12 protein-coding genes are annotated in these 14913 nt (G+C 44.9%); 8 read left to right on the top strand and 4 right to left on the bottom strand.

Translation table 11 applies throughout. The features are described from left to right. Window position 1: 1 nt before the first annotated feature. Both secA and dapF read right to left on the bottom strand, forming a co-directional pair. Window positions 2–3385, bottom strand: coding sequence for a preprotein translocase subunit SecA (secA, locus tag B050_RS0104480; RefSeq protein ID WP_018472695.1), 3384 nt, complete (start codon window positions 3383–3385; stop codon window positions 2–4). A 112-nt stretch (window positions 3386–3497) separates the two neighbouring features. Next, on the bottom strand, window positions 3498–4271 hold the full coding sequence (gene dapF / locus B050_RS0104475) for a diaminopimelate epimerase (protein WP_018472694.1): 774 nt from the start codon (window positions 4269–4271) through the stop codon (window positions 3498–3500). A 226-nt stretch (window positions 4272–4497) separates the two neighbouring features. Between dapF and B050_RS0104470 the strand changes: the two genes are divergently transcribed. From B050_RS0104470 to B050_RS0104445, 5 genes are all read left to right on the top strand, one after another. Next, complete coding sequence (locus tag B050_RS0104470; RefSeq protein WP_018472693.1) at window positions 4498–5268, top strand: superoxide dismutase; 771 nt, start codon at window positions 4498–4500, stop codon at window positions 5266–5268. A 569-nt stretch (window positions 5269–5837) separates the two neighbouring features. Beyond that, entirely contained in the window at window positions 5838–6956 is a 1119-nt protein-coding gene (locus B050_RS0104460; RefSeq protein ID WP_018472691.1) for a DmpA family aminopeptidase, read from the top strand. Between the two features lie 286 nt (window positions 6957–7242). Continuing rightward, window positions 7243–7794, top strand: coding sequence for a gluconate 2-dehydrogenase subunit 3 family protein (locus B050_RS0104455; protein WP_026235627.1), 552 nt, complete (start codon window positions 7243–7245; stop codon window positions 7792–7794). Window positions 7795–7808: 14 nt separating this feature from the next. Further along, window positions 7809–9509: a GMC oxidoreductase gene (locus B050_RS0104450; protein WP_018472689.1), complete on the top strand. Its 1701-nt coding sequence runs from the start codon at window positions 7809–7811 to the stop codon at window positions 9507–9509. Window positions 9510–10072: 563 nt separating this feature from the next. Next, the gene (locus B050_RS0104445; RefSeq protein ID WP_018472688.1) at window positions 10073–10714 is read left to right on the top strand and encodes a TetR/AcrR family transcriptional regulator; all 642 of its coding nucleotides are present in this window, start codon (window positions 10073–10075) and stop codon (window positions 10712–10714) included. A gap of 32 nt (window positions 10715–10746) precedes the next feature. Here B050_RS0104445 and B050_RS0104440 read toward each other — a convergent pair whose 3' ends face one another. Continuing rightward, window positions 10747–11400, bottom strand: coding sequence for a Tll0287-like domain-containing protein (locus tag B050_RS0104440; RefSeq protein ID WP_018472687.1), 654 nt, complete (start codon window positions 11398–11400; stop codon window positions 10747–10749). Window positions 11401–11612: 212 nt separating this feature from the next. On the opposite strand from B050_RS0104440, the gene prfA reads away from it, so the two are divergent. From prfA to prmC, 3 genes are all read left to right on the top strand, one after another. Continuing rightward, window positions 11613–12689 carry a peptide chain release factor 1 gene (gene prfA / locus B050_RS0104435; RefSeq protein WP_018472686.1) on the top strand — a complete coding sequence of 359 codons (1077 nt, stop codon included), beginning with the start codon at window positions 11613–11615 and terminating at the stop codon, window positions 12687–12689. 92 nt (window positions 12690–12781) lie between these two features. Next, complete coding sequence (locus B050_RS0104430; RefSeq protein ID WP_018472685.1) at window positions 12782–13306, top strand: GNAT family N-acetyltransferase; 525 nt, start codon at window positions 12782–12784, stop codon at window positions 13304–13306. Window positions 13307–13372: 66 nt separating this feature from the next. After that, window positions 13373–14215 carry a peptide chain release factor N(5)-glutamine methyltransferase gene (prmC, locus tag B050_RS0104425; RefSeq protein ID WP_018472684.1) on the top strand — a complete coding sequence of 281 codons (843 nt, stop codon included), beginning with the start codon at window positions 13373–13375 and terminating at the stop codon, window positions 14213–14215. A 9-nt stretch (window positions 14216–14224) separates the two neighbouring features. Here prmC and B050_RS0104420 read toward each other — a convergent pair whose 3' ends face one another. Beyond that, a complete protein-coding gene (locus B050_RS0104420; protein WP_018472683.1) occupies window positions 14225–14836 on the bottom strand; it encodes a hypothetical protein in 612 nt (203 codons plus the stop codon). Between the last annotated feature and the right edge of the window lie 77 nt (window positions 14837–14913).

Here is a 14913-nt window from a genome sequence, read left to right as displayed (position 1 = left end):
ATTAATCTTCTCTGATTACACATTTTCCAGTGATTATATCTTCCTCAACACTCTTATATTTCACGTCTTTCTTTACGCTTCCGTTTGGATATTGGACGGTCACCTTATCATTTCTCCCGTAGGATTTCTCTGATTTCCTTGGGGCCACCACTTGCTTTTGAGCGCTTCTATTGGCGGCCGCAGCAGCAGCGGCAGCTCTATTGGCATGAGGGTTTAGAGTGCTGTTTGCCTCTTCCTTGGAAGCCTGCACTTGTGGCTCTGGCTGACGCTGAGTCTGAGCTTCTTTTACCTGCTCGGGGCTTTGCTTAGGAAGCTCGGCCTTGGCTAGGAAGGAGATCACATCCTCATTCAGCTTACCCACAAATCGCTTAAACATCTCAAAAGCCTCAAACTTATAGATCAATAACGGATCTTTCTGCTCGTAAACGGCATTCTGCACCGACTGCTTCAGATCATCCATATCTCTGAGGTGCTCTTTCCAGTTTTGGTCAATGATGGCTAGCGTTACATTCTTCTCCACGGAGCGGATCAGGTCGCGGCCCTCATTCGTGATGGTGGATTCCAGATTACATACCACACCGATCTGCTTGATCCCATCGGTAATCGGAACCATGATTTCTTTTACCGTAGCGCCACGTTTTTCGTACACATCGGTAAGCACCGGCAGCGCCCGATCGGTCACTCGCTGGTTTTTGGAAACATAATTTTGATAAGCTGACTCAAACAACTTCTGGCTCAATACTGGCTCAGGCTTAGACTTGATATCATCCTCGGTAAACTTATAATCGATTCCTAGAGAACTATAAATATTCATCCTCAGATCATCCATATCTCCGGTAGATTTTGCCATTTCGACAATACCCTCAGACACATCGTACATGATATTGAGAATATCCAGCTCTAGTCTCTCGCCCATCAGGGCATTCTTACGTCTCTTATAGACCACCTCCCGCTGGGAGTTCATCACATCATCATACTCCAGCAAACGCTTACGAACGCCAAAGTTATTTTCTTCTACTTTCTTCTGTGCTCTTTCGATGGACTTGGTGATCATCGAGTGCTGGATGACTTCTCCTTCTTCCAGCCCCATACGATCCATCAGCTTGGCAATACGCTCAGAACCGAATAGACGCATCAGACTATCCTCCAGGGACACAAAGAACTGAGAGGAACCTACATCCCCTTGACGGCCGGCACGACCTCTAAGCTGACGATCCACCCGTCGGGATTCATGTCGCTCAGTACCGATGATCGCAAGACCACCTGCTTTTTTGGATTCAGGAGTAAGCTTGATATCCGTACCACGACCCGCCATATTGGTGGCGATGGTTACCGTACCCGGCTTACCAGCCTCGGCCACCACTTCTGCTTCACGAGCATGTTGCTTGGCATTTAGCACCTGATGTTTGATTTTCTTGAGGGTGAGCATCCTGCTCAATACTTCCGAAATCTCCACCGAGGTGGTACCCACCAACACTGGTCGCCCAGCATCTGTCAGCTGATTGATCTCATCTACTACTGCATTAAACTTCTCCCGCACGGTTTTGAAAACCATGTCCTCTTTATCATTCCGCTGGATAGGTTTATTGGTAGGTATTACCACCACATCCAGTTTATATATTTCCCAAAACTCCCCTGCTTCAGTCTCGGCAGTACCGGTCATACCGGAGAGTTTGTGATACATTCTGAAATAATTCTGTAGGGTAATGGTCGCATAAGTCTGCGTCGCATCTTCCACCTTTACATTTTCTTTGGCTTCTATCGCCTGGTGTAATCCATCAGAATAACGACGGCCCTCCATCACACGACCGGTCTGCTCATCGACGATCTTCACTTTTCCATCCACCAAGATGTACTCGGTATCCTTCTCAAACATGCAATAAGCTTTCAGCAGCTGATTGACGGTATGAATACGCTGAGCTTTCACCCCATAGTCTTTGATGATCTCCTCTTTCCGAATCAACTTCTCCTTATCATCAATAGTGCTATCCTTCTCCATCTCGGCGATCTCCATTCCGATATCAGGAAGGATAAAGAAGGTATTATCTTCGTTCTTCTTAGTGATGGTTTCAATGCCATTATCGGTAAGATCGACGGTATTGGTTTTCTCATCAATGGTGAAGAGCAGCGGCTCATCTGCCTCAGGCATCATCCGCTTATTATCTTGCAGGTAGTAGTTCTCTGTTTTTTGGAGGATCACACGGATGCCCGGCTCAGAGAGATACTTAATCAATGGCTTGTACTTAGGCATGCCACGGAAGGCTCTGAACAAAGACAGTCCACCTTCTTTGGCATTACCGCTAGCGATAAGCTTCTTGGCGTCACCCAGGTAACCCTGAATCAATTTACGCTGCTCATCCACAAGGGTGGACACCCGAGGTTTCATATCATAAAACTCATGCTCATCTCCACGAGGGACAGGGCCGGATATGATCAATGGCGTCCTGGCATCATCGATCAATACGGAATCGACTTCATCGATCATTGCAAAATGATGCTTACCCTGTACGAGGTCATCGGCATTTCTCGCCATATTATCTCTCAAATAATCGAAACCAAATTCGTTATTTGTCCCATAGACAATATCACTATTATAGGCGGCACGTCTATCGGGAGAGTTGGGCTGAAACTTATCGATACAGTTTACAGTCAAACCATGGAACTCAAATAGAGGAGCATTCCACTCGCTATCCCTTTTGGCTAGGTAGTCATTGACGGTAACGATGTGTACGCCTCTTCCTGCCAGGGCATTGAGGTAGGCGGGCAAGGTGGAAACCAAGGTTTTACCTTCACCAGTGGCCATTTCGGCGATTTTACCTTTATGCAAAGCCACCCCACCGATAAGCTGCACATCATAGTGGAGCATATCCCAGACTATCTCCGTACCGGCGGCCATCCACTGACCCTTCCAGATTGCACGGTCACCCTCGATCAGCACATTGCCTTTGCGAGCGGCGAGATCCCGGTCAAAATCCTGCACGGCAACGGTCAATTCACCATTTTCTTTAAATCGGCGAGCCGTTTCCTTGACCACCGCAAAAGCCAAAGGAAGCACCTTTTCCAAGACTACTTCCAATGCTTCATTTCTATCTTTCTCGACCTTATCAATTTCATTAAACAGGGCATCTTTTTCATGCACCTTGTCCGGGGCCATGCTGGCTATTTGCTCTCGCAAGGAAAGGATATTGTCATCAAAGGCCTTTAGGTCCTCATTGATGATCCCTTTGATTTCAATGGTTTTGCCGCGAAGCTCATCATCTGTAATCGACGAAAGTTTGCTGTATTCGCTATTAATAAGCGCTACGTAAGGGTGAAGTTCTTTTATATCTCGATCTGACTTGGTCCCGAATACCTTTGCCAAGCTTTTAGTAAGAATATCTAGCATAATATGTGTTTCTGATAATAGGGCTTAAAATTAATTTCTTTTCATAACAATTGGTAGTTTTTATGCCACCGATTAGCAGAATCGCCCCGAAGAACTCCTCTGGCCTTATGAATTATATCGTGACAGTTCCTTGAAATACCTGTTCTGCTGGCCCAATCAGCAAAATGTCCTCAAACGACCCATCTTCATTTGTTTTAAACTTAACGGAAAGCTCCCCTCCCGATGCTTTAATATATATAGGTGATTTACCTTTTTGGCTTCCATAGACCAAGGCGCAGGCCGTCACTCCTGTACCACAGGAAAGCGTCTCATCCTCCACGCCTCGCTCATAAGTACGCACCTGAATGGTATCTTCTGCCAGAGGAGTCACAAAATTGACATTGGTTCCCTTTGGTTCATATTGGCTGCTGTAGCGAATACTCGCCCCTTCCTTTACCACAGGATAGGCCTCCACCTCTTCCACAAAACGAATATGATGTGGAGAACCAGTATTGACAAAATAATCAGCGGACACCTGATCGATACCTGTAACCTTTCCCATGCCCAACTCCACAAGTCCATTGTCAATCTTAGCGGTATGAGGACCATCGATCGCCAGAAAATGAGCTTCGGCGGTTATTATCCCGAGATAACTGCTAAAAGCCACGGCGCATCGTGCACCATTACCGCACATGCTCTGAGATCCATCAGCATTATAATATACCATCTCAAAATCATAGCCTTCCTTCTCACGAATGAGAATCAAGCCATCTGAACCCACTCCAAATCTCCTATCACAAAGCTTCTTTACCAAAGCTAAATCGGTCAGGTCAAATCGCTCCTGACGATCATCGATCATGACAAAGTCATTTCCTGTGCCCTGGTATTTGTAAAATAATATTTCCATGTCAATCCTAAAAACAATATAGTTTGCTCCTCTGGCTGGCTCAAAAACCAATCCATTTTCCTTTTATAATACAAACATAACCATCTTGTCATTAATTCGGACGGATTGTCTGATTTATGGTTTTATTTTATAGATCTATTATTTAACTTGCTGAAAGTAGAGTGTGAAATTTTAAAAAGCAAAGTACTTCATTTAAAAATATTTTCAGAATAAAATTTTATATCTAATGAAAAAGGTTTCATTTAATCCTTCAAGAAGGACTTTTATAACACAAAGTACTAAGGCCACTTTGGCAGTGGGCATTGGCAGCACCGCTGTAGGATCCGCTTTCCTGACTGCCTGCAGCAGCAAGCCCGCCACTGAAGAGGAAATAGCCTCCCTAAGTACGGGATTTGATCAGGCAGGCTTAGCCTATGATTACGCGGCTTTAGAGCCGAATATCGATGCCATGACCATGGAAATCCACTATACGAAGCATGCCGCTGGCTACGCCAAAAAACTGAAAGCCGCTGCTGAAGAAGAAGGGATCGACATGACCAAGCCGCTAGAGGAAACACTGATGAAGGTCTCTAATTATAGCACCGCAGTGAGAAATAACGGTGGCGGACATTATAACCATGAGCTGTTCTGGAGCATAATGTCCCCTGACGGTGGTGGAAAACCCGAAGGTGAGCTGGCAGCAGCCATAGACAGCTCCTTTGGCAGTTTTGACGCCTTCGTGGAGAAATTTGAGGGTGAAGCTAAAGGACGCTTCGGTTCCGGATGGGCCTGGCTCGTGATGGATGCAAACAAAAAACTCAAGGTAGGCTCTACCCCAAATCAAGATAACCCGCTGATGGACCTTTCGGACCTTCAGGGGATTCCTCTGATGGGCATCGATGTATGGGAGCACGCTTACTACCTCAACTATCAAAACGAAAGAGGAAAATACATCTCCAATTGGTGGAATGTAATCAACTGGAATGCTGTGGCAGATCGCTATAAAGCAGTGGTTTAATAGCCTCCATTTACAGCAAGTGATAAGCCAAGGCCTCTAAAGCCTTGGCTTATTTTTTTGGTATCAGTCACTTCGTTCAAAGGGTTTAAGCCTATCAATTTATCTCCTTTCTTATACTTTATTTTTTTTAGCAGGTTATATACCTAGCCACTTCGTGGCAAAAAGAATGATATGATGATCAAAAGAAGTGATATCAGACTAAGGGAAATCAGGAAATAGGTGGTTTATAATAGAGGTCGCGGATATATTGGCTGACTAGATCAGTATGCGCTGGACCAAAAAATGCATTTGGAGTCTAGCTTTAAGGCTTGCTGGAGGAAGGGAAGGTTTTTATATTGGATTTATAATAATGCTATTTTCCTAAGAATGGGAATTGAATAAGTTCCAACCAATTGACCGCGGCAAGTGTATTATTAGTAGGATGAGGAGAATCTTCAGGTCGGAATTAATAGTATATTCACTATCATCAATTTTGGCCTGAAAGGCCATATATAAAACTACAAAGTACGTCTGACCCGTCCATCGCCGGAACCAATCAGTCCTTTTACTTTAGAAAAACACCAAGCACTATGAAAAAACTAATCTTATTTTCGATGCTATTCTTTCCACTAGTAGCGCTGTCACTGGAAGCCAATGCACAGGCTCGTGCGAGGGATTATGGCGTCAGTCCGGGAGTAATGGCTCCAGGCAATTGGAATGCGATAACGGATGTAAAGGGTGTAATGGTGGGGCATATTAGTCTGGTGGAAGGGGATAATATCCGGACCGGAGCAACCGCGATTTTGCCGCATGGCGGAAATATCTTCCAACAAAAAGTCCCCGGAGCAGTCTATATCGGTAATGGCTTCGGCAAGCTCGCTGGTAGCAGTCAGGTGCAGGAGCTTGGCAATATCGAGACGCCCATTGTCCTCACCAATACCCTTAATATTGCAGAGGGGATCATCGGCTCTGTAGAATATACCCTGTCTGAGCCGGGCAATGAGCAGGTGAAGAGCGTCAATGCCCTGGTGGGCGAGACAAACGATGGCTACCTGAATGACATTCGCCAAAGGTCCCTTCGTCCCAGCCATATCCGTCAGGCCATCGTGCAGGCAAAATCAGGACCTGTGGAAGAGGGGAATATTGGAGCTGGGACGGGGACGGTATGCTTTGGTTTTAAGGGAGGCATAGGCACCGCTTCCCGGGTCTTGCCTAAGCAGCTGGGCGGCTATACGGTCGGAGCCTTGGTGCAGAGCAATTTTGGAGGTGTATTACAGATCGATGGCCGAGCCCTGGGCGAGGAGCTCGGCCAGTATGCGTTTCATCAGCAGCTGGAATCCGCCGATGGCTCTTGTATGATCATCATTGCTACAGATGCCCCTCTAGGCGCGCGTAACCTGGAGCGGATGGCGAAGAGGGCCATGCTAGGCTTAGCAAAAACTGGCGGAATAGCCTCCAATGGCTCTGGGGATTACGTCATTGCCTTCTCCACTGCCGAGTCCATGCGCATCCCTTATTCGCTTTCTTCGGACGAGTTGCTGACTCAGGATCAGGTGGCCAATGACCATATGAGCGGGCTATTTATGGCCACCATTGAAGCCACAGAAGAAGCCATCATCAACTCCCTTTTTGCAGCCGAGGACATGACAGGATTTCAAGGAAACAAGGTCCGGGCGCTACCGGTGGAGACCCTATATCCTAAACCTTAAGGGTTCTAATTTTTGGCTTTAATGAGTTGGTAAATGGACAGGGGGCAGCTGCTGATTTGGTGGAGAGAAGGCTAAGGAATAGGCGGCTTTATGGTACGTTTATAATATGGTAGGAAGCACCTAAGCATGGAGTGCAAATCCGCAAAAAACAGAGAAATTCATTTACCGCTTATCCCTCACAGGTAGATTTTGACCGTTATATGTGTTTTTTATAAAAAAATGTTTCAAATGCATAATGTATTCCATATTTTAATGAGTTCAAATCAAGTAAAAACCCTAAAAAAATATGAATAGACGCGAAGCAATGAAGAGCGTGGCAGTGCTGTTTGGAGGTGCTATGTCGGCATCAACCCTTATGGTATTCCAGCAGGGCTGCACCAGCTCAAATGAATCCGCCATAGGTACTTTTGGTGAAGAGGAAACCGGGATATTGGCGGATGTGGGAGATATTATTATCCCCGAAACCCCCGACTCTCCAGGGGCCAAGGCCGTAGGAATCGGAGCCTTCACCGTGAAGATGTTGGAGGACTGCTATACTATTGAGGATAGAGAAAAAGTCTCCAAAACCCTGAACTACCTACGATCAGATCAGGACTTTCTGGGAAGCAGTCCAGAAGAACGAGTGCAGCTTATCAGCGGTATAGACGAGAAAGTCTATGGCAAAGATGGGGACTTGGACAAGGACCTTGTCAGAGGATATAAAATCATAAAAGAACTTACACTTTTTGGGTATTTCAGTTCAGAAGCTGGAGCCACACAGGCTTTACGATACGAGTTGGTGCCAGGTAGGTATGAAGGATGCATAGATTTTAAGCCGGGAGATAAAGCCTGGGCATAACCCAAAAAACAATCATGAATTTAAATATAAAAGCTACTAAAGAGAATACTTACGATGCCATCGTCGTAGGATCCGGGATTAGTGGAGGCTGGGCCGCCAAGGAACTCAGCGAAAGAGGCCTAAAAACATTAGTACTCGAAAGAGGCAGGAATGTCGAGCATATCAAAGACTATCCGACTACAAATCTCAACCCCTGGGAGCTCGATCATCATGGTCGCACGACCAATGCCTCCAAGGACGACCATCCTATTCAGAGCCGATGCTATGCCTTTGGCGAAGCTACGGAGCAGTTTTGGGTGAATGATAAGGAAAATCCATATAATGAAGTCAAGCCTTTCAACTGGCTGAGAGGCTACCATGTGGGTGGAAGATCCCTGATGTGGGGTCGTCAATGTTACCGTTTGAGTGATATTGATTTTGAAGCCAATGCCAAGGACGGCTTCGGTGTGGACTGGCCAGTAAGGTATAAGGAGCTGGCTCCATGGTACACCTATGTAGAGAAATTTGCCGGTATAAGTGGCCAGGCAGAAGGTCTTCCTCAACTTCCAGATAGTCATTTTTTACCAGCGATGGAAATGAACTGCGTCGAAAAACACGTAGCGGCGAGGATCAAGGAGAAATTTGATGATCGTATCATCACCATTGGTAGAGCTGCGCATGCCACAGAGGCAATTCAGGGCCGTGGACCCTGCCAATACCGTAACTTATGCGCTAGAGGTTGTCCTTTTGGGGGATACTTCAGCAGCAATAGCGCCACCCTTCCAGCAGCCATGCAAACGGGAAATATGACGCTAAGACCTTATTCCATCGTCACAGAAGTGCTTTATGACAAGGAATCCGGCAAAGCCACCGGCGTACGGATCATGGATCAGGAGACTAAGGAGTATATGGAATATTATGCTAAAATAGTATTCTTAAACGCCTCCACAATTGGCACCTCCTGGGTATTGCTAAACTCCATCTCGGAGGCTTTCCCGAATGGTCTTGGCAATGGTAGTGAGCAAGTAGGTCATAATCTGATGGACCACCACTTCGGCGTGGGCGCTTCAGGATCCATTGATGGCTTCTCAGACAAGTATTATTATGGCCGTAGGCCAAATGGAATTTACGTTCCTCGATTTAGAAATATCAGTGAAGCCACTAAGCGGGATGATTATGTGAGAGGATTTGGCTATCAGGGAGGTGGAAACCGCGGCAGAGGCCAGGGAGGCCCGGCTGGTATCGGTGCAGAATTCAAAATGGCCCAAACAATGCCTAGCGAAGACTGGAGATTTGGTATCGGAAGCTGGGGCGAGCATCTTCCTTACTACGAAAATAAAGTAAGCCTAAACAGAGACAAACTCGATGCAAATGGCCTTCCAACCTTAGATATCGACTGCGAATTCAAAGAAAATGAATTGGCAATGAGAAAGGATATGCGCCAAAGTGCTATCGACATCCTTGAGGCTGCAGGTGCGACTAATATCAATTCTTATGATAATGCCCCGCCTCCAGGTCACTGTATCCATGAGATGGGCACCGCCAGAATGGGTAAGGATCCTAAAACTTCCGTACTCAATGGCTTTAATCAGATGCATGAAGTACCAAACGTCTTCGTGACCGATGGCTCATTTATGGCGTCTTCTGCCTGCCAAAACCCTTCCCTTACTTATATGGCTTTCACAGCCAGGGCCTGTGACTATGCCGTAAAGGAATTGAAAAAGCAGAATATTTGATTTGAACCTTAATATTACTGAGGCTGTATCCTACCCCTTGCATCCACCTCATACGATCCTGGTTTTCCTATCTCATGCCGTAGGCATACTATGGAAAACCGCCACTTTCACCAGGAAAAGAATCGTATTTGGGCCCGCAAATGTAGGACACAGCCTCTTTTTTTGAACTAATGCTATAATTCAAAAGGAAACAGGAGTATTTTTTTTATGAATATCCTTATATTGGCGCTCCCTCTAACACTACACTCCCAATCTACTCTCAACCGCTAGCGAGGGCTATATTTCCCAGTCTTAGTTTAGCTGAAAAAATCGATTCGCATCATTTAGTGAAATAGCACTAAAGGTTTTAATATTTATTAACATATATTTATAGCCTTGAAAAACAGCTATTTACCAATTTATCTAATAAATCAGATGCAACAGCTCAATTTTTTTTTAGGAAAAATGTGCCATTAAAGCTATTTTTGGGTCTTTTGGCCTATACGCTGAAAAATAATTAAACAATTGTTTAACCTAAAAAACTAAACAGTCGTTTAATAATAGACAACCAATCAAAATGCTTCATGGAATTAAATGAGAAGAAGATTAAGATTATGGAAGTGGCCGAAAAGTTGTTTGCGGAGCATGGCTTTTCGGGCACATCGGTAAGGGAGATCGCCAAGCGGGCGGATGTCAATGTGGCGATGATCTCTTATTACTTTGACAGCAAGGACAAATTGCTGGAATCGATATTCCTGTACAGAGGAGACTATTTACAGTCAAAGATCGAAGACCTTCTGCAAGATGAAAGTCTCAGTAGCTGGAAAAAACTGGAATGGGTAACGGATGAATACGTGCGTAAATTTATCAGTAATCAACACCTACATCGCATTATAAGCCGTGAAAATGGCATGATTCATAATGGATATATCAGGAATTTTATCATCCAAAGAAGGCATCAGCACTATATGATCCTAAGGGGATTTGTGGAGCAAGGCCAGGAAAAAGGGGAGATGAAAGCTGGAGTGGACACCTTAATGCTTTATACCACTCTTCAATCATTAACACAGCACCTGGTGCTAAATGCCGATTTTATGCAAACGGTGATATTCTCAGAAACCAAAAGAGATCCTAGTTTCCAGGAATTGCAGGACCGTACTCAGCAATACCTTAAGGTATCCATGAGAGCTATTCTGCAAGTCGATACTATCCAGATGGAAAAGTAAAACTAGGCCCAGTCAATCCAACTGGGCTTAGTTTATAATTTTTTTATGAGTTCCTTTTTAGGAATAATAATACTCCACATCCCCCTCAAATCCCCAATCTCATGCCCTGTGGCCTGATCATCGGGGTATAAAGACTGAATTTTGTCCCAGGTAGCGCTATCGATATCTTCTTCAATATTCCCATGACATTGCAGGCAAAGCTTGCCTGGGATCTTTATGGGGCTAGTATAAAGCAAGGCTTCTCCATTATTGATTTCCTGGACATTGGCCTTACTCTCTATATTATTTTCCTCATTGTATTCATAGGCTTCTAAGATCATCTGCTCCTCTTCAGTAGGCTTATCCTTGGGGTTCCTATAGTCATTGGAGGCCCTTCTGATCGTGACATTTTTTGGCGAAGAGACTTCTTCAAGGATGGGCAGAGCTTGGATATTGCAGTATTCAAGGGCGCCAAGGGTTCCTTTTTCGGAAATAGCCTTAGTAAGCTGCCCGATAAGCTGCTCCTGCGCCTTTTGACTCAACTCATTCCCCCACTCAATTCCCTTATTGAGGATTTCAGCTTCATTGACTTTCTTGACTTCCATGGACTGGTTTACTTCTTCAAAAACCGAACGATCGATTTTCTCACCAGAACCACAGGCTACTAAGCCCATGGAGAGACCGAATAATAAGAAATATTTCATCATTTTTCTTTGCACGTTATTCAAAGGTAAATTTTATTCTCCAAAGATTCAATCTAGCTTCATGTCAATCCAGAGCTGCTACCAAAAGGCCAGGGACCTATAAAGGAGCTATTGATTATAATAAAAAGCAAGGTAATAAAGATAGGCAATCTCATAAGGACTATTTGGTATCACATATTTTCTTAATTTTGTTGATCTAAAAAGAATAATAAATTATGCTAGATAAGTTAGCGCATATCAAAGATCGCTTTGAGGAAGTAGGACAGTTAATCATCCAGCCAGATGCTATGGCGGATATGGGCAAATACACCAAGCTAACCAAAGAATATAAAGACCTAGAAAAGGTCGTGCAGGTATATGATGAATACAAGCTGGTTCTGGACAATATCCAAAGCTCCAAACAAATGCTGGATTCTGAAAAAGACCCTGATTTCAGAGAAATGGCAAAAGCCGAACTTGAAGAGCTGAAGCAAAGCCAGGAATTGTTGGAGAAGGAGCTGAAGCAGATGCTCATCCCGAAGGATCCAAATGACTCCAAAGATTGTATTTTGGAAATCCGCGGCGGAACGGGTGGCGATGAAGCGGCCATTTTTGCAGGCGACCTATTTCGGATGTACCAGCGCTTTGCTGAAAAGCAAAACTGGAACCTCACCATTTTGGATTTGACCTTTGGCTCGGCCGGGGGATATAAGGAGATCATCAGCACCGTATCTGGTGCAGATGTATATGGCATGCTCAAATACGAATCTGGGGTCCATCGGGTACAAAGAGTGCCTTCCACAGAGACCCAGGGACGAGTACATACCTCTGCAGCCACCGTGGCTGTACTTCCGGAAATGGAGGAAGTCGATGTGCAGATCGATATGAATGAGGTACGAAAAGATACCTATTGCTCCTCAGGACCTGGAGGGCAGTCGGTAAACACCACCTATTCAGCAGTGCGGCTGACCCATGAGCCTTCGGGAATTGTGGTGACCTGTCAGGATCAAAAGTCACAGATCAAAAACTTCGAAAAAGCCTTGAAAGTTTTACGATCAAGGATCTATGAAATAGAATTGGCGAAGCATAATGAAGAGGTCGGTGCCCAAAGAAGATCAATGGTGGGAAGTGGTGATCGATCTGATAAGATCCGAACGTACAATTACCCTCAAAGCCGTGTGACAGACCACAGAATCAACAAAACGGCCTATAACCTTCCCGATGTGATGGATGGAAATATTGAAGATTTTATCGGAGCATTGAGATTTGCCGAAAATGCTGAAAGACTAAAAAATACAGGAATGGAGAATTGATCTCTCAAAAACTGAGAGATCTGAGCGGAAAGGGTATGAAATATGCAATGCCTGCAATGCAGTTAAAAGAATAACACGTATCCGCAACAAAAATGAAAATTCAAGGAGAAAATTCCATCGCGCTAGTAAGTTGGGGACAGGATCACTTCCACAAGTTGTACCCATTGGCCAACAATATCCGTATTTCACAAAATCTCAAAGACAGTTTTCCCCATCCATACACCCTGCATGATGCCAGGGCTTGGATAGAACATAATATTAAATTTACTCCTTCCCAGAATTTTGCGATAGAAATGGACGGCAAGCTGGTCGGAGCCATTGGCGGCGTCATTGGTAAGGAGGAGTTGCGCACCAATATGGAGATAGGCTTTTGGCTTGGGGAGGCCTATTGGGGACAAGGCATTGCCACGGAAGCGCTTAAATTATTTGTCCCATATATCTTTCAGCGATTTCCTATCCACCGCGTCTATGCACAGGTCTATGAAAATAACCTTGCCTCCATGCGGGTATTGGAGAAGTCTGGATTTGTGGAAGAAGCTATCCTCAAATTCGGTTATATTAAAAACGACCAAATCGGCGACCTATTCCAATATGTGCGCTTAAGAGATAATGACTGAGCACAGCTGGCTTTGGTGAATTGATAGTTGACCCAAATAAACACCTTTAGAATTACTTTTGTCATCATGGATTCGAGCAGAAAAATCTATAGTCATATCCTCCAGCAGCTAGGTGCTCATTTCCCTAAAGGTGAGGCAGAAACGATGGCTTTTTGGCTGATGGACCATTTTATGAAGCTCAGCCGAAAGGACATTCTCATGAATACTGAGGTATCTGACCTTCCAGAAGCCCTCCATGATGCATTGCTCAGGTTGCAGAATAATGAACCTATCCAATATGTCCTTGGCCAGGCTCATTTCTATGGGCATGATTTCTATGTCACTGAGGCCGTCTTAATTCCACGAAGGGAGACGGAGGAACTGGTATATCTTATCCTTAAAGAAAACACGTCTGACCATCCCAAGATTATGGACATTGGCACGGGTTCAGGCTGTATTCCAATCACATTAAGTCTGGAGCTTCCGAAAGCGGAAGTGAGCGCTGTGGACATAAGCACAGCCGCTCTGGCAATCGCTAAGAAGAATGCGGAAAAATTAGCTGCAAGGGTGGATTTTTGCCAGGTAGATATTTTGACGCAGCCCATCCCTATCCGCCAATTGGATATTCTCGTAAGTAATCCTCCTTACGTTCGTAAGCTGGAAAAAAAGGCCATGGAAGCTCATGTCCTCGATTATGAGCCACATTTAGCCCTATTTGTTGAGGACGAAGATCCATTGATTTTCTATAGAGCTATAGCGGAAAAAGGCTTGGTTGCACTAAAAGTTGGAGGCCGTTTATACTTTGAAATCAACGAAGCCCTGGCAGAAGAAACAAGCCAGCTGGTGACCACTATAGGCTACAAAAAGGTGGAGATTCATGAAGATATGCAAGGAAAACCTCGTATCCTCAGCGCCATCAGGCAGGGCTAAGCGACTAGATCACTTGATCATCTCGCCTATCCAGATCGGATGCATGGCTCTGATGCTGTGGCTTCCTTCATCCAGCTCCACAAAAGTCGCATATTTGATATTTACAATCTGCGTCTGCTCGGCGGACTGAATTTCCACGGGCTGGCCTTCCGCACCATGGATCTGCACGGCACTCTGAGCAAACCACTTCTGAAATGACTTATCCCTAACGGGGAAATAGCGCATGGGTCCATCGAAAATAACCAGGTTTATATATTCCAGATGTGGCAATAGTAAATTAGCATGCTGATGATCATAACCAACCAGGTTGGCTGCTCCATGTTTGGTGGCAATAAGGTATTGCAGTCCTTCTTCGAGGAACTTCTGCTCCTTCACGGTCAGGAACCTCAGTGGATATTGTTCTTCGAGAAGGCTATAATTTACCTTTTGAAAAGCCTCATCTGCTAATATTACATCGATTTTAATCCCCCAAGAAAGCACCTTATCCACCTGATGCTGCGCCACCAGGACGGTGGGCACCCACTCCAGCAAGGGAGCGATATCTTCATAGGCATAGGATGAAGCATCTAGAATGAGCAGCGCTGGTTCCTGCTGTTCTTTTACAAAATGATGAGAAGACATAGAATTATAATCTGGTTTTGATCACTGCTAATGTAAGAAGTAAATCGCTTATTGTCTCCAAAACCCATCGCACAATG

Origin of the sequence: Echinicola pacifica DSM 19836, assembly GCF_000373245.1 — a bacterium.
GTDB lineage: Bacteria > Bacteroidota > Bacteroidia > Cytophagales > Cyclobacteriaceae > Echinicola > Echinicola pacifica.
The sequence above is the reverse complement of the archived record's forward strand: the minus strand, read 5'-3'. Positions and strand labels throughout refer to the sequence as shown.